Below are 20,583 nucleotides of genomic sequence, written 5' to 3'. Positions count from 1 at the left end.
GGAACAGATTGCTCTCCACGACCTCGGCCAGCCGGCCGTCGTGTCCATAGGCCGTCGCAAGATGGACCACCGCCTGCAGCGGGCCGGCACCGGTCGCGCCGGCGAGTTCGGAGGGCCGCAGCCAGAACTCGCACGCATTGCCTGCCGCGGGCCGCTCGGCGCTTTCGCGCAACAGCCCGGCGACGCGATGCCCCCCGTCGCGCAGGCAGCGCGCGACGTGCCGCCCGACAAAGCCGGCAGCACCCGTCAGCAGGATCCACGGGGACGCGTGATCACCCATGCGTCAGAAGCCGATGCCCAGGAACTCTTCGAGCCGCGCCACCACGTGGTCCAGGTGCTCGGTCGTCAGCCCGGGATACACGCCGAGCCAGAAGGTCTGGTGCATCACGATGTCGGTGTTGACCAGTTCGCCGCTGACGCGGAAGTTGCGCCCCAGCATGTACGGCTGGCGCGTCAGGTTGCCGGCGAACAGTAGCCGCGTGCCGATCTTGTGCTGGTCCAGGTAGGCCAGCAGGTCGACCCGCTTGATGCCGGACTCCGGCCGCAACACGAGCGGAAAGCCGAACCACGACGGATTCGCCTTCGGCGTCGCCTGCGGCATGTGGAAGAACTCGGCGCAGGACTGCAGCTTCTCGTGAAGGTAGGCGAAGTTTTCGCGGCGCGCGCGGATGAAGTCGTCCAGCCGGTCCATCTGCGCCAGTGCGCAGGCAGCCTGCATGTCGGAGATCTTCAGGTTGTAGCCGAGGTGCGAGTAGATGTACTTGTGGTCGTAGCCTTCCGGCAACTCGCCGAGCTTCCAGCAGAAGCGCTTGTTGCAGGTGTTGTCCTTGCCCGGGGCGCAATAGCAGTCGCGGCCCCAGTCACGGAACGACTCGGCGATGAGTTTCAGTTCGGCGTTGTTGGTGAACACCGCGCCGCCCTCGCCCATGGTGATGTGGTGCGCCGGGTAGAAACTGAGGGTCCCGATGTCGCCGAAGGTGCCGACCAGGCGCCCGTCGTAGGTGGCCCCCAGCGCGTCGCAGCAGTCTTCCACCAGCCAGAGGCCGTGCTTCTTGCACAGCGCCGTCACCGCGTCCAGGTTGAACGGGTTGCCCAGCGAGTGGGCGAGCATGATGGCCTTCGTCTTCGGGGTGATCGCCGCCTCGATCTTGTCGGCATCGATGTTGTGGGTGGCCAGGTCCACGTCCACGAACACCGGCACGGCGCCGAACTGCAGGATCGGGTTGACGGTGGTCGGAAAGCCCGCGGCGACGCCGATAACTTCGTCGCCCGGGCGGATGGCCCGTTCGCCCAGGCGCGACGAGGTGAGCGTCGAGAACGCGACCAGGTTGGCTGAGGAGCCCGAGTTGACGGTGATCAGGTGCTTGACGCCCAGGAACCGCGCGAGCCGCTCCTCGAATGCCGCGTTGAAGCGTCCGGTGGTCAGCCAGCCGTCGAGGGAGGCCTCGACCATCAACTGCAACTCCTTCGCGCCGATGACCTTGCCCGATACCGGAACAGGCGACTGGCCCGGCACGAAGGGCCGGGGCGCCAGCGCCAGATCGGCGTACTGCTGGACCAGCTCGGCGATCTGCGCGCGCAGGGCCGCACCCGGCTGAGCCGGGGCCGGGACGACGGCGGGGATGATGGGGATGCTGCTCATGCGGATTCCTTGTCGGTCGAAGTCGTGTGCTGCCGGATCTGTGCGAGGCAGAGCGCCTGCATGTCCTGGTGATCGCGCCAGGCGTGGTGCCATTGCGTGATGCGCGTGAGCGCTGTGTCCAGGGGCCAGCGCGGCCGCCAGCCCAGGCGGCTGCGAGCCTTGGAGATGTCGAGCTTGAGGTAGTGCGCCTCGTGCGGGTGCGAGCCGCCATCGAGGCGCCAGCCGGCGCCCTGTCCCCATTCGCGGGCCATGCGCTCGACGATCCACTGCACCGGACGCGCGTCCTCGTCGCGCGGGCCGAAGTTCCATGCCTCGGCGAACGACTGGCCGTCGTGCCAGAGTCGCTCGGCCAGCACCAGGTAGCCCGACAGCGGCTCCAGCACATGCTGCCAGGGGCGGATCGAATGCGGGTTGCGAATGACGACCGGTTCGTTGCGTTCGAAGGCGCGCAGGATGTCGGGCACCAGCCGGTCGGCGGCCCAGTCGCCGCCGCCGATCACGTTGCCGGCGCGGGCGGATGCGAGCGCGATGCCGCCATCGCGGAAGAACGAGCGGCGATAGGCTGAGGTCACGAGCTCGGCGCAGCCCTTGCTGTTGCTGTACGGATCGTGACCCCCCATGGGCTCGTCCTCCCGGTACCCCCAGGGCCACTCTCGGTTTTCGTAGCACTTGTCAGTGGTCACGCTGACGACCGCGCGCACGGTGCCGACGTGACGTGCCGCCTCCAGCACGTGCACGGTGCCCATCACGTTCGTCGCGTAGGTTGCCACCGGGTCGGTGTACGAATGGCGCACCAGCGGCTGCGCCGCCATGTGGATGACGATCTCCGGCCTGGAGGCTGCCATGCAGGCGCGCACTGCGTCGGCGTTGCGAATGTCCGCGAGCGTGCTTTCCATGCCGGCGCCGATGCCGGCTTCGGCGTAGAGGTTGGGTGTCGTCGGCGCTTCCAGAGCCAAGCCGTGCAGCTGCGCGCCCAGCGATTGCAACCACAGGCTCAGCCAGCCGCCCTTGAAGCCGGTGTGCCCCGTGAGCAGCACACGTTTGCCCTGCCAGAAGGCGGGTGTGACGCCGGCGTCCGGCACAGCGGCCGCGTACGTGCCGCTCATTCCCACGCCTTCCACGGCGCGCAGCCCGAGGCCCACAGCTCTTCCAGGTGGTGCTTGTCACGCAGCGTGTCCATTGGCTGCCAGAACCCGGTGTGCTCGTAGGCCATCAGCTGCTGGTCGGCGGCCAGCCGCATCAGCGGCTCCTGCTCCCAGATCGTCGTGTCATCCTTGACGTAGTCGAGCACCGACGGCTTCAACACGAAGAATCCGCCGTTGATCATGGCGCCGTCGCCCTGGGGCTTCTCCTTGAAATTGAGCACCTGCCGGTCACGGATCTCGAGCGCACCGAAACGGCCCGGCGGGTAGGTGGCCGTCAGCGTGGCAGCCTTGCCGTGGGCCTGGTGAAAAGCGATGCTGGCACGGATGTCGATGTCGCCGACACCGTCGCCATACGTGAAGCAGAAGGCCTCCTCGTCGCGCACGAAGCGGGCGACGCGTAGCAGCCGCCCGCCGGTCATCGAGTCGTCGCCGGTGTCCACCAGCGTCACCTTCCAGGGCTCGGCGCGCTTCTGGTGTACTTCCATCGTGTTGCTGCGCATGTCGAAGGTGACGTCGGACATGTGCAGGAAGTAGTTCGCGAAGTACTCCTTGATGACGTAGCCCTTGTAGCCGCAGCAGATCACGAAGTCGTTGACGCCGTGGTGGGCATACATCTTCAGGATGTGCCACAGGATCGGCTTGCCGCCGATCTCGACCATGGGCTTGGGCCGCGTGGCGGTTTCTTCGCTGAGGCGGGTGCCGAGGCCTCCGGCCAGGATCACAGCTTTCATGTCTTTCCTCTGATCAGGCCGACGCGGAACAGACGAACGCGTCGGAATGGAAGTGGTGTTCGGCCAGGCCCGCAGCGAGCAGCTCGTGCCGGGCGCCGTGGATCATGGCCTCGGAGCCGCAGGCGTACACGACGGTGCGGCTCCAGTCATGGGGTTGTCCCAGCAGCGCCTGCTGGACATGGCCACGCGTGCCGGTCCAGCCGGAATCGGCGCGCGACAGCACCGGCGTGAACACCGGTGCCGAGGGATGCGCGGCGACATCCCAGTAGAGATCGTGCGGGATCCGTCCACCCCACAGCACCGAAATGGACCGTGCACGGGCGCCGTCGGCACGGGCATCGCGAGCCAGGTCATCGAGCATGGCCTTCACCGGCGCAATGCCTGTCCCGGTGGCGAGGAAGACGATGTCGACGCCGTCGATCTCTCGCAGGAAGAATGTGCCAAGCGGGCCATGCAGGCGCAGCAGGTCGTTCGGCTTCGCCTGGCCGAACCAGTAGGCGCTCATCGTGCCGCCGGGCACTTCCCGGATGTGCAGCTCGAGTTGCTTCTCGGGTCCGGGCAGGTTGGCGATGGAGTAGCTGCGGCGGATGCCGCCGTGCCCGATCACGTCGACGTACTGGCCCGGCAGGAAATCGAACGCCGTGGTGGGTGGCAGGCGCAGCATCACCTTGAGGACATCCGGCGCCAGGCGGTCGAGGGACTGGATGCGGCACGGTACGGTCCGAGCCTGCGGCAAGTGGATGTTGCCTAGATCCTCGATCTCCAGCCGGACATCGGTCTCGGCGGTCCGGACGCAGGTCAGGATCCAGCCGGCATCGCGCTCCTGCGCACTCAGCCCCAGCTCGTCGTGCAACGCGATGGTGYGGCCGGCGCTGACCCGGCTCCTGCACGAGCTGCAGCGTCCGGTGCGACAGCTGTAGGCCATCGCCACGTCGGCGCGCAGCGCTGCACCCAGCAGCGATTCGCCGGGATCCGCCCGAAAGGTCTTGCCGCTGGATGTGTGGACGAGAGACATGGCGCACTGAAGGAAAGCCGGGGGAGAAACCGCGGTCACTCGTGGTGGTCGTAGGCCTGGAAGCCCGCAAGCTTGACGAGGCTGTCGCGGCGCGCGCTGGCGTAGTCGGCCTCGACCATTTCCTTGACCAGCTCGGGCAGCGTCGTGCGGGGAACCCAGCCGAGCTTCGCCTTGGCCTTGCTGGGGTCGCCGAGCAAGGTTTCGACCTCGGTGGGTCGGTAGTACCGCGGGTCGACGCGCACGATCACGTCGCCGGGCTTGCACTTGACGGGCTCCTTGCCGGTGGCCGGCAGGACCTCGGCCACGACTCCGACCTCCTTCTCGCCCTCCCCTTCGAAGCGGATCCGGATGCCCAGCTCGCGCGCAGAAAACTCGACGAACTGTCGCACGCTGTACTGGACACCGGTCGCGATGACGAAGTCTTCCGGTTGTGCCTGCTGCAGCATCAGCCACTGCATCTCGACGTAGTCACGCGCGTGTCCCCAGTCACGCAGTGCGCTCATGTTGCCGAGATACAGGCAGTCCTGCAGGCCCAGCGCGATGCGGGCCATTGCTCGGGTGATCTTGCGCGTCACGAATGTCTCGCCGCGCAGCGGGCTCTCGTGGTTGAACAGCACGCCGTTGCAGGCATACATGCCGTAGGCCTCACGGTAGTTGACGGTGATCCAGTAGGCGTACAGCTTGGCCACCGCGTACGGGCTGCGCGGGTAGAACGGCGTGGTTTCCTTTTGTGGAATCTCCTGCACCAGGCCGTACAGCTCACTCGTGCTCGCCTGGTAGAAACGGGTCTTCTTCTCGAGGCCGAGGATGCGAATCGCCTCGAGGATGCGCAGCGTGCCGATGCCATCGGCGTTCGCGGTGTATTCGGGCGTTTCGAACGACACCGCGACATGGCTCATCGCAGCGAGGTTGTAGATCTCGTCCGGCTGTACTTGCTGGATGATGCGGATGAGATTGGTCGAATCGGTCAGATCGCCGTAGTGAAGCTTGAAGCGCTGGTGGTCGACGTGCGGATCCTGGTACAGGTGATCGATGCGGTCGGTGTTGAACAGCGAGGCGCGGCGCTTGATGCCATGGACCTCGTATCCCTTGGCGAGCAGCAGCTCGCTGAGGTAGGCGCCGTCCTGGCCGGTGACGCCGGTGATGAGGGCAACTTTGGGCTGGGTCATGGAAGGTCTTCTTTCAACAATGCGAGGGGGATGGGCTCAGGCGCGGCGGAATGGAGCACTGTCATAGGCCGCCCGGATGCCGTCGCGCAAGGAAGTGCTTGCGCGCCAGCCCAGTGCCGCCAGGCGACTGACGTCCAGCAGCTTGCGCGGGGTTCCGTCCGGCTTGCTGCTGTCGAAAACGATGCGGCCGTCGAACCCCACGATCTGCATCACGGTCTCGGCCAGCTCGCGAATGGTCACGTCCGTGCCGGTGCCGATGTTGACCATCGGGCCGTCGTAGCCGAGCTCCATCAGGTGCACGCAGGCGTCTGCCAGGTCGTCGACGTAGAGGAATTCGCGCCGCGGCGTTCCGGTTCCCCAGACGGTGTATTCCAGATCGCCGCGCAGTCGTGCTTCGTGAGCCTTGCGGATCAAGGCCGGCAGCACATGGCTGCTGGCCAGGTCGTAGTTGTCGTTCGGGCCATAGAGATTGGTCGGCATCGCGCAGACGTACTGGCGACCGTACTGCCGGTTGTAGCTCTCGGCGAGCTTGATCCCGGCGATCTTGGCGATCGCGTACGGCTCGTTCGTCGACTCCAGCGGTCCGGTCAGCAGGTATTCTTCGCGAATGGGCTGCGGGCAGTCGCGCGGGTAGATGCAGCTGGAGCCGAGGAACATCAGCCGCTGCACGCCGGCGCGGTGGGCGCCGTGGATCAGATTGGCTTCGATCTGCAGGTTCTCGTAGAGGAAGTCGGCACCGTACAGGGCATTCGCCTGGATGCCGCCGACCTTCGCCGCGGCGACGAACAGGTAGTCCGGCCGCGTCTGCTCCAGATAGGCGAAGACGGCACGCTGGTCCAGCAGGTCGACCTGCTGGCGCCCGACGGCCAGCACGTCGGTGTGACCGCGCGCCTGCAGCCGGCGCACGAGTGCCGAGCCGACCATGCCCGAGGCACCAGCGACAAGGATCTTGGTATTCAAGTTCATTTGGGAGGTTGCTCTGGGTTCTCTGCCGCGGGAGCGGGTGTGGCGAGCTCACGCCGCAAGGCCTGCAGTTCCGCGTGCAGCGCCTCGAACTCCTGCTCCTTGCGGCGCAGGAAGGCGGCCGTGAGCTGCAGCTTGGCCGCCATGCCGCGAGGGGTCAGGTAGTAGGCGTAGGCAAGTTTGTGATCATTGCGCCGGAAATTGTTGGCCTTCACCCAGCCCCGGTCGACCAGCGCGCGAAGGCAGTAGTTCAACTTGCCCAGGCTGACACCCAGCCGAGCCGCCAGGCTGCGCTGGCTGGCGGCAGGCTCGGCGTTGAGCTGGCGCAAGAGTTCGAGGTCGAAATCTTCCTGCGGCATGAACAGCTTGTTCAAGTGTTGAACGGGCCGCCATCATACCCGCAAGGGGCGCGACGCCCGGTGCTGCCTGGGTGGCGGCGCAGCCGGGTGTCACAGCCGTGCCACAATCAAAAGCTGAGTCGCAAATCATGCCTGCCCGTTCGGGGCCAACTTCACGCGGATCCAGTCGGGCTGCGCCACACGAGGTCTCCATGCCTTTACTTCCCGTGCTCGCAGCCTTGGCCTTGCTGGCGCCGGCCCCGGCGTGGGCCTATGTCGACCCCGGTACCGGGCTGGTGCTCTGGCAAGGCCTGATCGCGCTGGTCGGTGCCGGCCTGCTTTTCATCCGCCATCCGATCCAAGGGTTCAGGAGGCTGTGGGCCTATCTGGCCCGCCTGGCCAAGACGAAGCGATGAGGGATCCGGAAGGGGCGATCCGCTTCGAGGCAGCACAACTCGTCCGGACCGTGAACAGGCCGCTCGACGCGGGCCATTTCCTGCACTCGCCGTTGGCGCGCCGATGGTGTGACGATGGACGGCTCGTGGCCTACCAGGTGACGCAGCCCGATACGGTCGTCTCGCCGAGGCTGCCCTTCGTTTCCCACCCTCATGAATGGTGTGACGCGCAACTTCACGGCGCCGCGCAGCTCACCTTGCAGCTTCAGAAGGAAGCGGTCGACGCGGGCTTCGATCTGAAGGATGCCTCGGCGTGGAACGTTCTGTATTCGGGCACGCAGCCGGTGTTCTGCGACCTGTTGTCCTTCACGCCCTTGCGTGAGAGGAACTGGTGGGCCCTCGGCCAGTACGCGCGTCATTTCGTGTTGCCCTTGCTCCTGTCCCGACACCGGGGCTTGAAGGCGCACCGCGCATTCGCGGCCTGGCGCGATGGCGTGCCACCCGATGCGGCACGCGACATGATGGGCTGGACTCGCTACCTCGGTCGACATTGGCTTCTGATGGCACGGGCACCGGCTCCTGGAGCGGCTGCCGATGGCCCGGGACGCATCGCGGAGCCGGCTGATCCTGCGGCCATTGCAAGGTTCCGGAGATCGCTGCATGCGACCGTTGAATGGTGGCTCGGCGGGGTGGCCCCGCCCGAACCGCGGCGGCGCAAGGGAGCCTGGGGCGACTACACGCAGGACCGCGGGCACTACGGGGGCGACAGCCTGCAACGCAAGCGTTCGCAGCTTGCGCAATGGCTGGCGGAGATCCGGCCGGGCTGGGTGGCCGATCTCGGCTGCAACACCGGCGAGTTTTCTCGCATGGCGCTGGCGCAGGGTGCCCAGGTGATCGCCATCGATGGGGACCACGATTGCGTGCAGGCGCTGTTCCGGTCGCCCTCGGGACCGGGCCTGCACCCCGTGGTTGCGGCGCTGGACGACATGAAAGGCGGATCGGGATGGCTGGGGGAGGAACACTCGGGCCTGGCCGCGCGCCTGGAGCAATCCGCAGACCTGGTGCTGATGCTGGCACTCGTGCATCACTTGGCGGTCGCGGCGTCCATCCCGATCGAGGTCGTGGCGCAGATGGCACGGCGCCTGTCGCGTCGCTGGCTGGTTGTCGAATGGATCGGGCCCGAGGACCCGCAGATGAAATTGCTTTGCGCCCAGCGCCAGCGTGACCCGCATGAGTTCAGCATCGACAGGCAGAAGGCGGCTTTCCTGAAGGCCGGCTTTCAGCTGTGCGCCGAGGTCAACCTCGGTCCCGCCCACCGCACGCTGGCCCTGATGAGGACGCCGGCCTGATGCACCCTTGGAGCAGCCGGCCGGGCGCCAACCTGCTGGCCGCGGCAGCGCTTCTCGGTGCGGCTGGGCTGGAGCTCGGCATGCGCGAGCACTTCCACCAACTGTCGGCTGAAGCGCTGCGCATTGCGGGCCTGATGGGCTGCAGCGTGGCGCTGGCTTGCCTGTGGGTGTCGATGCGCTTCGCGCTGCCGGCCCGCTGGCTCGAACGTGGGCAGCGCCTGGTGGTGGTGGGCGCGGCCTGTGTCTCGCTCTATTTCCTGGCCTGGTCCGATGTACGCAGCGCATTCGGAGACGCAACGCTCGCGCGGACCGTCCTGGGGCAGGGCGTCGGAGTGGCTTGCGTCGTGTCGCTGCTGCTCCTGTCTGGACTTCCCCAGACGTCCTGGAGCCGCTGCCGCTGGGCCCTGGTGCTGGGTTGCATGCTGTTCGTGGCGAGTCAGCAGATGGTGGGCCAGTTCGTCGCCCGACCCCACGCCTGGCCGCCCGTTGCCGAAGCCAGGGCCGAAAAGCCGGGTCGGTCAGCGCAGATCTACCTGCTGCTCGACGAACTCAATGCGGGGGCGGCCGCCCCTTTTGTCGAGGTCTTGCGCGAGGCAGGCCTGCCGGTGAAATTCAAGTCCGTGCAGCCGGTCGCCCACGCGACGGCGCAGGTCGTCCCGCAGTTGTTCGCCGGACAGCCCTTCGGGCAGGCCAAGCCTTGCGGCTGGACCACGGTCTGCAGCGATTCCGCGGCGCTGGATTTCTCGATGATCTCCGCCACCCGCCCGGACGTCGACGTGATCGGCTTCTACATGCCCTACTGCGCCATGCGGGGGCTGCGCTACTGTGCCCGGCTGTCACCCGTCTCTGCCGTCTTGGACCCGGCTCGGTGGCGCTGCGGTTTCGCACGCCGGCTGGGCCTGGGCAGCGATGCCGCCCAGGCGCAATGCGCAACCTTGCACGTCGACCGCTGGCAGGGCTTCGTGTCGGAACTCGAGCAGGCGATCTGGCGGGCTCCGCTGTGGAGCCGCGGCGGAATGATGTATGCGCACGTGCCCCTGCCCCATCCACCCGGTTCGACGGTTGGTGGCCCCCTCGCGGTGCACTACCGCGAGAACGTCGGGCGGGCTGTCAAGCTGGTGCGGGGCATGGTGGACCGCGCCCGTCGGTCAGGGTTCGACCGGCTGACCATCGTCATCTTCTCAGACCACCCGCTGCGGCCCTGGGTCTGGTGTTCCAACGCGCTCTACGCCACGAACGGATGTCCGCCTCCGCGGGACCTGCTCGACGAGCGGGTTCCGGTCATCGTGGCAGGGGACTCCCTGCCCTCGCTGGACGGGATGGAGAACAACGGCGGGATCTTTTCGCTGCTGGTGAACCCGCCCTGAACCGAGCCATTCTCACCAGGAGGCTGAGCAGGCAGCCTGGGTTCTCGGGGCGGACCTGCCTCTCAGGCCTCCACACGCAGGCGCCGCGCGGCCGCCAGCCGCACCGCATGCCACCGCATGGTCCGCTCGATCGCCGTCTCCACATCGATGACCACCCGGGTGCCGAGCGCCTTCGCCGTGTGGCCGAGGTCGGGGAAGAAGTCGTGGCTGCGGCCGTCGTCCTTCTGGTGGCTGCGCAGCAGGATCTGCGGCGACGGGGTCGTGCGTGCGCCGACCCGACCCGCGCCGCGGCATCGGCATGGCTCAGCGGCTCGTCGCCGCCCAGGTTGTAGGCGGCTCCGTCCTGGCCCGACAGGCAGGCCTGCAGCAGCCAGGCCGCGACGTCGCTGCCGTACAGGTAGCTGCGTCGGCTGGTGCCTTCGCCATGGACGCGGATCTCGCGGCCCGACAGCGCGTCGCGGATGAAATTGTTCATCGCCCAGGGCTCGAGCATGGCCTTGACCGGTGCGATGCCGGTGCCGGTGACCAGGAAGACCAGGCGCATCCCCTCGGTCTCGCGGACGAAGAAGGTGCCCAGCGGGCCATGCAGGCGCAGCAGGTCGTTGGTGCAGGCCTGCCCGAACCAGTACTCGCTCATCACGCCGCCCGGGACCTGGCGGACGTGCAGTTCGAGCGGCATGGCCTCGGCCCGGGCCGAGGCGAGCGAGTAGCTGCGCCGCACGCCGCCGTGGCCGATCACGTCGATGTACTGGCCGGCGACGAACGTGAAGGTGCTGGCAGGCGGCAGGCGCAATGTCGCCCGCACCACGTCGGGCGACACGCGCTGGATCGACTGCAACCGGCACGGCCAGGTGCGGGCTGCCGCGAGGTGGACATCGCCCAGGTCTTCGACCGCCAGTGCGATGTCGCTGGTGGCGGTGCGCACGCAGGTGAGGATGCTTCCGGCCGCGCGCTCTTCGTCGCTCAACTCCATCTCGGCATGCAGCAGCGAGGTGTCGCCCGACACGAGGCCGGCATCGAGCACGGACTCGCCGCCATGCGTTTCGAAGGTCTTGCCGGTGGAGAGGTGGACAACGGGCATCGGGTAGCCGACGGCGTTGCGGGATGTGGATGGGCCTGACAGTCTACGATCGGGAAACCGCTGATCAGCCCTGAAATCGCCCTGATCTGGCACCAAAACCATTGGACGCAGGCGGTCCGGACGGCACGGAGGATAATCCGGGGATGATCTCTTCCCCCACGGACATGTCCGTCACCGAATCCTCCCCCGGCTCTACCGACGCTTCGGTCCCCCCGCCCGTGGTGGAATTCGCTTCCCTCGGCCTGGCGCCCGTGCTGCAAAAAGCCGTCGCCGAGTCCGGCTACACGCAGTGCACGCCGATCCAGGCCAAGGCGATCCCGATCGTGCTGGCCGGCCGTGACGTGATGGGCGCCGCGCAGACCGGCACCGGCAAGACGGCCGCCTTCTCGCTGCCGCTGCTGCACAAGATGCTGCGCCACGAGAACGCCAGCATGTCGCCGGCTCGCCACCCGGTGCGGGCACTCGTGCTGGCCCCCACGCGCGAACTGGCCGACCAGGTCGCGAAGAACATCAAGACCTATTCCAAGCACACCAAGCTGCGCGCGGCCGTCGTCTTCGGCGGCATCGACATGAAGCCGCAGACGCTCGAGCTGAAGGCCGGGGTCGAGGTGCTGATCGCCACCCCGGGCCGCCTGCTCGACCRCATCGAGGCGAAGAACGCGGTGCTGAACCAGGTCGAGTACGTCGTGCTCGACGAGGCCGATCGCATGCTGGACATCGGCTTCCTGCCCGACCTGCAGCGCATCCTGAGCTACCTGCCGAAGCAGCGCCAGACGCTGCTGTTCTCGGCCACCTTCTCGACCGAGATCAAGAAGCTGGCCGAAAGCTACCTGCAGGATCCGATCCTTGTCGAAGTGGCGCGGCCGAACGCGACGGCGACGAACGTGGAGCAGCGCTTCTACAGCGTGTCGTCAGACGACAAGCGCGCCGCCATCCGCAAGATCCTGATCGAGCGCGCGCTGAAGCAGGCCATCGTGTTCGTCAACTCCAAGCTCGGCTGTGCCCGCCTCGCTCGCTCGCTCGAGCGCGAAGGCCTCAAGACCAACGCGTTGCATGGCGACAAGTCGCAGGACGAGCGCCTGAAGGCCCTCGAAGCGTTCAAGCGCGGCGAGGTCGACGTGCTGGTCTGCACCGACGTGGCCGCGCGCGGCCTGGACATCGCCGACCTGCCGGCGGTCTTCAATTTCGACGTGCCGTTCAATGCCGAGGACTATGTCCACCGCATCGGCCGCACCGGGCGCGCTGGGGCCTCGGGCCTGGCGGTCACGCTGGTCACCCGCGACGATGCCCGGCTGGTGTCCGACATCGAGAAGCTGATCAAGAAGAAGATCGAGCTCGAGCCGCTCGAACTGGACGAGGCGCGACCGCGCATGTCGGACCGCACCGAGCGGCCGCGCCGCAGCTGGGACGATGCGCCGGCGGAATCCCGCGAGGCGCGCGAACCCCGCGAGCCACGCGAACCCGGCGAGTCCCGCCCGCAACGCAGCTACGCCCCGCCGCGGCCGCCGGCCGATCCGTTCTTCGACAAGCCCTACGAGCCGAGCGCCACCACCGAGGCGGCCTGGGAAAGCAAGGCCGCAGCCGCTCCGTCGACGAGCCGCCTGTCGCCCAACATCAAGCCGAAGAAGAAGATCGCGGCGCTGTTCGGCGCCAAGGTCACGCCGCCGCAGGCCTGACAGCTCGGCAGGCCTGACGGGGCCGCTCAGCCCGCCAGCAGCGAGAACACGGCCGGCACGTCGTTCGGCAGCTCGGCCGGCTGGCTGCGCCAGCGGGCCACCGTGTCGCAGCGGGTCCAGGCGCCTGCGAGCGTCAGCCCGCAGCTCACCGACAAGCGGGTGTCCGGGTTCAGCGTGGCGAGCAGCGCCGCCAGCAGCGATGCGTTCCGATACGGCGTCTCGATCATCAGCTGGGTCTGCCGGAACTTGCGCGACAGCGATTCCAGCTCACGCAGGCGGCCTGCACGCTGCGCTGCATCGACCGGCACGTAACCGACGAACGCGAAGCTTTGCCCGTTCAGGCCGCTGGCGCCCAGCGCCATCAGCAGCGAGCTGGGGCCGGACAGCGGCACGACCCGGATCGACATCGCATGCGCGGCGCGCACCAGGTCCGAGCCCGGATCCGCAATCGCCGGCAAACCGGCCTCGGAGATCAGCCCGATGTCGTGCCCGGCCGATACCGGCGCCAGCAGGGGCTTGAGGTCGGGCGGCGCGCCGGCCTCGCGGCCCTTCGGCGGCCGGGGCAGCTCGACGATCGAGATCTCCTGCAGCGGCCGCGCAAGCGGCTGGACGGCGTCGACCCGCTTCAGGAATGCGCGCGTCGTCTTCGCGTTCTCGGCGACCCAGTGGCCCAGGCCCGCGGCGGTGCGCAAGACGCCGGCGGGCAGCACCTCGCGCAGGTCGCTGTCGGTCGAGACGCCGAAATCCAGCGTGTTCGGCACCAGGAAGAGCTGGCCGGAGGTCGTCATCGATCAGGGGGCGAGCGGGTCGATGCCGGCCTGCCGCAGCAGTTCGGCGGTGCGGATCAGCGGCAGGCCGATCAGCGCGGTCGGGTCATCGGATTCGATTGCGGTCAACAGAATGATGCCCAGGCCTTCCGATTTGGCGCTGCCGGCGCAGTCGTAAGGCTGCTCGGCGCGCAGGTAGCGTTCGATCTCGTTGTCGGACAGGTCCCGAAAGCGCACCCGCACCGGCACCAGCACCGAGGCTTCGAAGCCGGCCTGCCGGTGCACGACGGCGACGGCGGTCTGGAACACGACGGCCTTGCCGCGCATCGAGCGCAGCTGCGCGACGGCGCGCGCGTGGTCTCCGGGCTTGCCGACCGGCGTGCCTTCCAGGTCGGCCACCTGGTCGGAGCCGATCACCACCGCGTCCGGTGCGTGGGCTGCGACGGCGCGGGCCTTGGCCAGGGCCAGCCGCAGGGCCAGTGCGGCGGGTGTTTCGCCCGCCAGCGGCGTTTCATCGACCTCGGGCGAGCGAACCTCGAACGGCAGGCGCAGGCGCTCGAGGAGTTCCCGCCGGTAGCGCGAGGTCGAGCCGAGGATCAGCGGGGGGCGTGGGGTCATGCCGCGGATTCTCCCATCGCGCGCGCGCCCGTACACTGGAAGGATGAAGTCCCGAGTCACTGATCCCCGCCACCTGGATGCCGATGCGTTCGCCCAGGAATCCGTCCGGCTCGAAGGCCGCTGGTCGCAGGACGACCTGCTGCGCCTGAAGCAAAGCACCCTGCCTGAAAGTGGTGCCGAAATCGCCTGGACAGCCGAGGGCGAGCGCCGCGAAGGGCGCGCCGGCAGCGCCGAGACCTGGCTGCATCTGACAGCCGAGACCAGCGTGACCCTGCAATGCCAGCGCTGCCTGTCGCCGATGGCCGTGCCGTTGTCGATCGACAGTTCGATCCAGTTCGTGGCCGGTGAAGATGCAGCCGCGGCGCTGGACGCCGACAGCGAACACGACGTGCTGGCGTTGAGCCGCGACCTGGACCTGCTGACGCTCGTCGAGGATGAATTGCTGCTGGCGCTGCCCATCGTGCCGCGCCACGAGCAGTGCCCGCAGCCGCTGGCCGTGCCGGTCTCGCCGGAAGAGGAGGAGGCCGGGAAGGAGGCTCACCCGTTCGCGGCCCTGGCCGCCCTGAAGCGCGGCCACCTCCCCAATTGATCCGGGGCTGGGAGGCCATGCTAGAATCGCAGGCTTTTTCGTCAAAGCGTTGATTGCGTCCCCGGAGCCCTGGGGATTTCAGCGCACCCCGCCTGGCTCCTGCGAGTGTCAGGAGGCTCAAGGAGAATTTTCATGGCCGTTCAGCAAAACAAGAAGTCGCCTTCCAAGCGCGGCATGCACCGTTCGCACAATGCCCTGGTCACCCCGGGCACCGCGATCGAGCCGACCACGGGCGAATCGCACCTGCGTCACCACATCAGCCCCAACGGTTTCTACCGTGGGCGCAAGGTCCTGAAGACCAAGGCTGACGCCTGAGTCGGTTGTCGCGCACTTTCGCCGGACCCGCGCATTGCCGCGGCCAAGGCATGATGCGTGAACCCTGCGAGACCTTGCATCGACCCGGCCTGCGGACCGTCGCAGTGCCGGGTGTTTGTCTTTTGGGTGGCGATCGCTCCGGCGTTCGTTGCCTGAGTTCGCTGCTTCTGCTGCTGCACCCATGAACCCGATGTCGCCGCCCGCCGCGACCGATGTCATTCGCCTGTCCGTCGACTGCATGGGCGGCGATCACGGTCCCTCCGTCACGCTGCCGGCCTGCCGTGCCTTCCTGGCCGCCCACCCGCTGGCCGAGGTCGTGCTCGTCGGCCGCGCCGAGGCGCTTGCGCCGGCCACCGGCTGGGATCGCTGCCACGTGGTCGCGGCCACCGAGGTCGTCGAGATGGACGACGCGGTCGAGGTGGCGCTGCGCCGCAAGAAGGACTCTTCGCTGCGCGTGGCGTTGATGCAGCTGAAGTCCGGCGCCGACGGCCAGCCGCCGCGTGCACACGCCTGCGTGTCCGCCGGCAACACCGGCGCGTTGATGGCCGTCGCGCGCTACCTGCTGAAGACGCTCGAGGGCATCGATCGCCCGGCCATCGCCGCGGTGATGCCCAACCAGAAGGATGGCTACACGACCGTGCTCGATCTCGGCGCGAACGTGGACTGCAGCGCCGAGCACCTGCTGCAGTTCGCCGTGATGGGCAGCGCGCTGGTCGCGGCGGTCGACGGCAAGGAGAACCCGAGCGTCGGCCTGCTGAACATCGGCGAGGAAGTCATCAAGGGCAACGAGACGATCAAGCGCGCCGGCGAGCTGCTGCGCGCCGCGGCCGAAGGCGGCCACGTCAACTTCCACGGCAACGTCGAAGGCAACGACATCTTCAAGGGCACGACCGACATCGTCGTCTGCGACGGCTTCGTCGGCAACGTCGCGCTGAAGACCGCCGAAGGCCTCGCGTCGATGCTGTCGAGCTTCATCAAGCAGGAATTCACCCGCAACATCTTCACGAAGATGGCCGCGCTGGTGGCGCTGCCGGTGCTGAACCACTTCAAGCACCGTGTCGACCACCGCCGCTACAGCGGCGGCGCGCTGCTCGGCCTGCGTGGCCTGGTGTTCAAGGCGCACGGCTCGTCCGATGCCTATGCGTTCGAGCAGGCCTTGAATCGGGCTTATGATGCGGCCCGCAATCACTTGCTGGATCGGGTGCACGACCGGATTCGCGATTCGCTGCATGCCTTGCCCACCCCTGCAAGTGCAAGCGGTGCGTCGTCCGACGGTGCCGCCCTCGCTGCATGACCCAACCCTCTGCGACCCGCTATTCGCGCATCACCGGCACCGGCAGCTACCTGCCGCCGAAGCGCCTGACCAACGAAGCCCTGGCCGCCGAACTGGCTGCCAAGGGTGTCGAGACCTCCGATGAGTGGATCGTCGCGCGCACCGGCATCCGTGCCCGCCATTTCGCCGAAGCCGACGTGCCGTGCAGCGACCTGGCCCTGCCGGCCGCGCAGCGTGCGCTCGAGGCGGCCGGCGTCGCCGCATCGCAGATCGACCTGATCATCGTCGCGACCTCGACGCCCGACATGGTCTTCCCATCGACCGCCACCATCCTGCAGCGCAAGCTCGGCATTGCCGGCTGTCCCGCCTTCGACGTGCAGGCGGTGTGCTCCGGCTTCGTCTATGCGCTGACGGTGGCCGATTCGATGATTCGCACCGGCGCGGCCAGCAAAGCGCTGGTGGTCGGTGCCGAGATCTTCTCGCGCCTGCTCGACTTCAACGACCGCACCACCTGCGTGCTGTTCGGCGACGGCGCCGGCGCCGTGGTGCTGGAGGCGAGCGACACGCCCGGCATCCTCGCGAGCGAACTGCATGCGGATGGCCGCCATGTCGACATCCTCTGCACGCCCGGCTCGGTGTCTGGCGGCAAGATCACCGGCGACCCGCTGCTGAAGATGGACGGACCGGCGGTCTTCAAGCTCGCCGTCGGCGTGCTCGAGGACGTCGCGCGCTCGGTGCTCGCGAAGGCCGGTCGCACCGATGCCGACATCGACTGGCTGATCCCGCACCAGGCCAACATCCGCATCATGCAGGGCACGGCCAGGAAGCTGAAGCTGCCGCTGGACAAGCTGATCGCGACGGTGGACGAACACGGCAACACGTCCGCCGCCTCGATCCCGCTGGCACTCGATGTCGCGGTGCGCGCCGGCACGGTGAAGCGCGGCGACACCGTGATGCTCGAGGGCGTCGGTGGCGGGTTCACCTGGGGCGCGGTGCTGTTCGACTACTGAGCACACGCTCGGCAGCCCGTCCGCGATCTCTCTCTTCATCTGCGTTGCCGCGACTACAAGGCGCTGACATGACTCCGTTCGCATTCGTCTTTCCTGGCCAGGGCTCGCAAGCCGTCGGCATGCTGGACGCCTGGGGCGGCCACGCGGCCGTGCGTGACACGCTGGCCGAAGCCTCGGCCGCGCTCGGCGTTGACGTGGGTCAGCTGATCCATGCCGGCCCGAAGGAAGCGCTCGACCTGACCGAGAACACCCAGCCGGTGATGCTGACCGCCGGCGTCGCCTGCCTGCGTGCGTGGCTCGCCGAAACCGGGCTGCAGCCCGCGGCCGTGGCCGGCCACTCGCTCGGCGAGTACGCCGCGCTGGTGGCGGCCGGCGTCATCAGCCTGTCCGATGCGTTGCCGCTGGTGCGCTTCCGGGCGCAGGCCATGCAGCAGGCGGTGCCGGTCGGTGCGGGCGGCATGGCTGCCATCCTCGGGCTCGATGCCGATGTCGTGCGCGCCGGTTGCGCCGAGGCTGCGGCGGCGTCCGGCGAGGTCGTCGAAGCGGCCAACTTCAACGACCCGAAGCAGACCGTGATCGCCGGCACCAAGGCCGGCGTCGAATTCGCGTGCAGCCTGCTGAAGGACAAGGGCGCCAAGCGCGCGTTGCAGCTGTCGGTGTCGGCGCCTTTCCATTCGAGCCTGATGCGCCCGGCCGCCGAGCAATTGAAGGCGAAGCTGGCCGGCGTCACGCTGAACGCGCCGCGCATCCCGCTCGTCAACAACATCGATGTCGCGGTGCAGGACGATCCGGCCGCCATCCGCGATGCGCTGGTGCGCCAGGCCTTCGGGCCGGTGCGCTGGGTCGAGGTGGTGCAGGCGATCCGCGCGCGCGGCATCCGCCACATCTTCGAGTGCGGGCCCGGCAAGGTGCTGGCCAGCACGATCCGCCGCATCGATGCCGATGCGGTCACGGCCGCGATCCATGATCCGGCCACGCTGCTGGAAGCGAAAGGTCTGTTGGCATGAGTGATCCAAAGAACGAGTCCTCGCTGGCAGGCCAGGTGGCGCTGGTGACCGGCGCCTCGCGCGGCATCGGCCGCGCCATCGCGCTGGCGCTGGCGGCGCAGGGCGCCAAGGTGATCGGCACCGCGACGACGCCGGCCGGTGCCGACGCGATCGGCGAGGCCCTGTCGGCCTTCGCCGGCAGCCGCGGCCTGTGCCTGAACGTCAACGACGGCCCCGGCGTCGAGGCGGCGGTCGATGCCATCGTCAAGGAGCACGGCGGCCTGCAGGTCCTCGTCAACAACGCCGGCATCACGCGCGACACCTTGTCGATGCGCATGAAGGACGACGACTGGGATGCGGTGATCGACACCAACCTGAAGGCGGTGTTCCGCATCAGCCGCGCCGTCATCCGCCCGATGATGAAGCAGCGTTTCGGCCGCATCATCAACATCACGTCGGTCGTCGGCTCGAGCGGCAACGCCGGCCAGGCCAACTACGCGGCATCGAAGGCCGGCGTCGCCGGCATGACGCGCGCGCTGGCACGCGAGCTCGGCAGCCGCGGCATCACCGTCAACTGCGTCGCGCCGGGCTTCATCCAGACCGACATGACGAGCGAGCTCTCCGAGCAGCAGACCGCCGGGCTGTTGGCACAGATCCCGCTGGGCCGGCTCGGCCAGGCCAGCGACATCGCGCATGCGGTGGCCTTCCTGGCGTCGGCCCAGGCCGGCTACATCACCGGCACGGAGTTGCATGTCAATGGCGGCATGTTCATGAATTGACGCCAACGACGCCGAACTGCGTCGAACGTGTCACCCCACAGACCGGAAGGCCCCGACCGGAACCTGGTTTGCAGCGTGTAGACCTGACTTAGAGTCGACACCCTGCAAGCCTTAGAATCTCGGGCTGTTTCAGCAAACCCTCCTGGAGGAGTCATGAGCGATATCGAAGCACGTGTGAAGAAAATCATCGCGGAACAACTGGGCGTTCCGGAAGCCGATGTGTCCAACGAGAAGGCTTTCGTGGCAGACCTGGGCGCTGATTCGCTCGACACCGTGGAACTGGTGATGGCCCTCGAAGACGAGTTCGGCATCGAGATCCCCGACGAGGAAGCCGAGAAGATCACCACCGTGCAGCTGGCGATCGACTACGCCGTCAAGCACCAGAAGGCCTGAGCCTTCGTTCCCAACTGAGCAGCATCGCATGAGCCGTCGCCGCGTCGTCATCACCGGGCTCGGCCTCATCAGTCCCGTGGGCAACACGGTGGCCGAGGGGTGGGCCAACATCGTGGCCGGGCGTTCCGGCATCGCGACCATCACCAAGTTCGATGCGTCGCCCTTTGCCTGTCATTTCGCAGGCGAGGTGAAGGGCTTCAAGGTGGAGGAGTACTTCCCCGCCAAGGAAGCCCGGCACATGGACACCTTCATCCACTACGGCCTAGCCGCGTCGATGCAGGCGGTGCGAGACGCCGGCCTGCCCACCGGCGACGCGCTGAGCGAGGAAGAGGCCGAGCGCATCGGCTGCCTCGTGGGCTCGGGCATCGGCGGCCTGCCGATGATCGAGGAAACCCATGCCGAGCTGGTCGACCGCGGTCCGCGCCGCGTGTCGCCGTTCTTCGTGCCGGCCTCGATCATCAACATGATCTCGGGCCACGTCTCGATCAAGTTCGGCTTCCAGGGGCCCAACCTCGCGATCGTGACGGCCTGCACCACGGGCCTGCACTGCATCGGCGAAGCCGGTCGCCTGATCGAGTACGGCGATGCCGACGTGATGGTCGCGGGGGGCGCCGAATCGACGGTGTCGCCGCTGGGCATCGGCGGGTTCGCGGCGGCGCGTGCGCTGTCCACGCGCAACGACGACCCGGCCACGGCCTCGCGTCCGTGGGACAGGGACCGTGACGGCTTCGTGCTCGGCGAAGGCGCCGGCGTCGTGGTGCTCGAGGAATACGAGCACGCGAAGAAGCGCGGCGCGAAGATCTATGCGGAGCTGGTCGGCTTCGGCATGGGTGCGGATGCCTTCCACATGACGGCGCCGAACGTCGACGGGCCCAAGCGCTCGATGAAGGCGGCGCTGCGCAACGCCGGGCTCAACCCTGACCAGATCCAGTACCTGAACGCGCACGGCACCTCCACGCCGCTCGGCGACGTGAACGAGAGC

General features: G+C 67.9%; 23 protein-coding genes. 12 read left to right on the top strand and 11 right to left on the bottom strand.

Features of this window, described 5'->3' with window-relative positions:
• The 8 genes from AC1D12_RS05255 to AC1D12_RS05220 all read right to left on the bottom strand — a co-directional run.
• Positions 1-280 (bottom strand): NAD-dependent epimerase/dehydratase family protein (locus tag AC1D12_RS05255; RefSeq protein WP_477839207.1); only part of this gene is annotated, 280 nt, incomplete at its 3' end.
• A gap of 3 nt (positions 281-283) precedes the next feature.
• Positions 284-1,642, bottom strand: coding sequence for a lipopolysaccharide biosynthesis protein RfbH (rfbH, locus tag AC1D12_RS05250; protein ID WP_477839205.1), 1,359 nt, complete (start codon positions 1,640-1,642; stop codon positions 284-286).
• Positions 1,639-2,748 carry a CDP-glucose 4,6-dehydratase gene (gene rfbG, locus AC1D12_RS05245; protein WP_477839209.1) on the bottom strand — a complete coding sequence of 370 codons (1,110 nt, stop codon included), beginning with the start codon at positions 2,746-2,748 and terminating at the stop codon, positions 1,639-1,641. The genes rfbH and rfbG overlap by 4 nt, the downstream gene beginning before the upstream one ends.
• A complete protein-coding gene (gene rfbF / locus AC1D12_RS05240; RefSeq protein WP_477825224.1) occupies positions 2,745-3,518 on the bottom strand; it encodes a glucose-1-phosphate cytidylyltransferase in 774 nt (257 codons plus the stop codon). The genes rfbG and rfbF overlap by 4 nt, the downstream gene beginning before the upstream one ends.
• Positions 3,519-3,531: 13 nt before the next feature.
• Positions 3,532-4,572 carry an FAD-binding oxidoreductase gene (locus AC1D12_RS05235; RefSeq protein ID WP_477839203.1) on the bottom strand — a complete coding sequence of 347 codons (1,041 nt, stop codon included), beginning with the start codon at positions 4,570-4,572 and terminating at the stop codon, positions 3,532-3,534.
• A complete protein-coding gene (gene gmd / locus AC1D12_RS05230) occupies positions 4,569-5,702 on the bottom strand; it encodes a GDP-mannose 4,6-dehydratase (RefSeq protein ID WP_477825226.1) in 1,134 nt (377 codons plus the stop codon). The genes AC1D12_RS05235 and gmd overlap by 4 nt, the downstream gene beginning before the upstream one ends.
• Before the next feature lie 36 nt (positions 5,703-5,738).
• Positions 5,739-6,668: a GDP-L-fucose synthase family protein gene (locus tag AC1D12_RS05225; protein ID WP_477839201.1), complete on the bottom strand. Its 930-nt coding sequence runs from the start codon at positions 6,666-6,668 to the stop codon at positions 5,739-5,741.
• Positions 6,665-7,039, bottom strand: coding sequence for a MarR family EPS-associated transcriptional regulator (locus AC1D12_RS05220; protein WP_477829333.1), 375 nt, complete (start codon positions 7,037-7,039; stop codon positions 6,665-6,667). The genes AC1D12_RS05225 and AC1D12_RS05220 overlap by 4 nt, the downstream gene beginning before the upstream one ends.
• Before the next feature lie 176 nt (positions 7,040-7,215).
• Here AC1D12_RS05220 and AC1D12_RS05215 point away from each other — a divergent pair, with 176 nt between their 5' ends.
• The 3 genes from AC1D12_RS05215 (at position 7,216) to AC1D12_RS05205 (ending at position 10,114) form a co-directional block, all read left to right on the top strand.
• The gene (locus AC1D12_RS05215) at positions 7,216-7,419 is read left to right on the top strand and encodes a hypothetical protein (protein WP_477839199.1); all 204 of its coding nucleotides are present in this window, start codon (positions 7,216-7,218) and stop codon (positions 7,417-7,419) included.
• Positions 7,416-8,747, top strand: a complete 1,332-nt coding sequence (locus AC1D12_RS05210; RefSeq protein WP_477839197.1) for a class I SAM-dependent methyltransferase — start codon at positions 7,416-7,418, stop codon at positions 8,745-8,747. The genes AC1D12_RS05215 and AC1D12_RS05210 overlap by 4 nt, the downstream gene beginning before the upstream one ends.
• Positions 8,748-8,827: 80 nt before the next feature.
• Positions 8,828-10,114, top strand: a complete 1,287-nt coding sequence (locus AC1D12_RS05205; protein ID WP_477839195.1) for a hypothetical protein — start codon at positions 8,828-8,830, stop codon at positions 10,112-10,114.
• Here AC1D12_RS05205 and AC1D12_RS05200 read toward each other — a convergent pair.
• Positions 10,029-11,195, bottom strand: a complete 1,167-nt coding sequence (locus AC1D12_RS05200) for an FAD-binding oxidoreductase (protein ID WP_477839193.1) — start codon at positions 11,193-11,195, stop codon at positions 10,029-10,031. The genes AC1D12_RS05205 and AC1D12_RS05200 overlap by 86 nt on opposite strands.
• Before the next feature lie 143 nt (positions 11,196-11,338).
• Here AC1D12_RS05200 and AC1D12_RS05195 point away from each other — a divergent pair, with 143 nt between their 5' ends.
• On the top strand, positions 11,339-12,871 hold the full coding sequence (locus AC1D12_RS05195) for a DEAD/DEAH box helicase (RefSeq protein ID WP_477839191.1): 1,533 nt from the start codon (positions 11,339-11,341) through the stop codon (positions 12,869-12,871).
• A 26-nt stretch (positions 12,872-12,897) separates the two neighbouring features.
• On the opposite strand, the gene AC1D12_RS05190 is transcribed toward AC1D12_RS05195, so the two are convergent.
• A complete protein-coding gene (locus AC1D12_RS05190; protein ID WP_477826031.1) occupies positions 12,898-13,659 on the bottom strand; it encodes an SAM-dependent methyltransferase in 762 nt (253 codons plus the stop codon).
• 3 nt (positions 13,660-13,662) lie between these two features.
• The gene (locus AC1D12_RS05185; RefSeq protein ID WP_477826032.1) at positions 13,663-14,256 is read right to left on the bottom strand and encodes a Maf family nucleotide pyrophosphatase; all 594 of its coding nucleotides are present in this window, start codon (positions 14,254-14,256) and stop codon (positions 13,663-13,665) included.
• On the opposite strand from AC1D12_RS05185, the gene AC1D12_RS05180 reads away from it, so the two are divergent.
• The 8 genes from AC1D12_RS05180 to fabF form a co-directional block, all read left to right on the top strand.
• Positions 14,255-14,845 (top strand): YceD family protein, encoded by a 591-nt coding sequence (locus tag AC1D12_RS05180; protein ID WP_477839189.1) that lies wholly within the window; start codon positions 14,255-14,257, stop codon positions 14,843-14,845. The genes AC1D12_RS05185 and AC1D12_RS05180 overlap by 2 nt on opposite strands.
• A 132-nt stretch (positions 14,846-14,977) precedes the next feature.
• Positions 14,978-15,160, top strand: coding sequence for a 50S ribosomal protein L32 (gene rpmF / locus AC1D12_RS05175; RefSeq protein WP_047499872.1), 183 nt, complete (start codon positions 14,978-14,980; stop codon positions 15,158-15,160).
• 190 nt (positions 15,161-15,350) lie between these two features.
• A complete protein-coding gene (gene plsX / locus AC1D12_RS05170) occupies positions 15,351-16,454 on the top strand; it encodes a phosphate acyltransferase PlsX (RefSeq protein ID WP_465114170.1) in 1,104 nt (367 codons plus the stop codon).
• Positions 16,451-17,443 carry a beta-ketoacyl-ACP synthase III gene (locus AC1D12_RS05165; protein ID WP_047499876.1) on the top strand — a complete coding sequence of 331 codons (993 nt, stop codon included), beginning with the start codon at positions 16,451-16,453 and terminating at the stop codon, positions 17,441-17,443. Before plsX ends, AC1D12_RS05165 begins: the two co-directional genes overlap by 4 nt.
• A gap of 68 nt (positions 17,444-17,511) precedes the next feature.
• A complete protein-coding gene (fabD, locus tag AC1D12_RS05160; RefSeq protein WP_465114066.1) occupies positions 17,512-18,450 on the top strand; it encodes an ACP S-malonyltransferase in 939 nt (312 codons plus the stop codon).
• A complete protein-coding gene (fabG, locus tag AC1D12_RS05155) occupies positions 18,447-19,208 on the top strand; it encodes a 3-oxoacyl-ACP reductase FabG (protein WP_477826034.1) in 762 nt (253 codons plus the stop codon). Before fabD ends, fabG begins: the two co-directional genes overlap by 4 nt.
• A 153-nt stretch (positions 19,209-19,361) precedes the next feature.
• Entirely contained in the window at positions 19,362-19,601 is a 240-nt protein-coding gene (gene acpP, locus AC1D12_RS05150) for an acyl carrier protein (RefSeq protein ID WP_009552529.1), read from the top strand.
• A 28-nt stretch (positions 19,602-19,629) separates the two neighbouring features.
• Positions 19,630-20,583 (top strand): beta-ketoacyl-ACP synthase II (fabF, locus tag AC1D12_RS05145; protein WP_477839187.1); only part of this gene is annotated, 954 nt, incomplete at its 3' end.

It is taken from the genome of Rhizobacter sp. P1_G5, from assembly GCF_056405435.1.
This window is presented reverse-complemented; position numbering and strand designations above follow the sequence as displayed.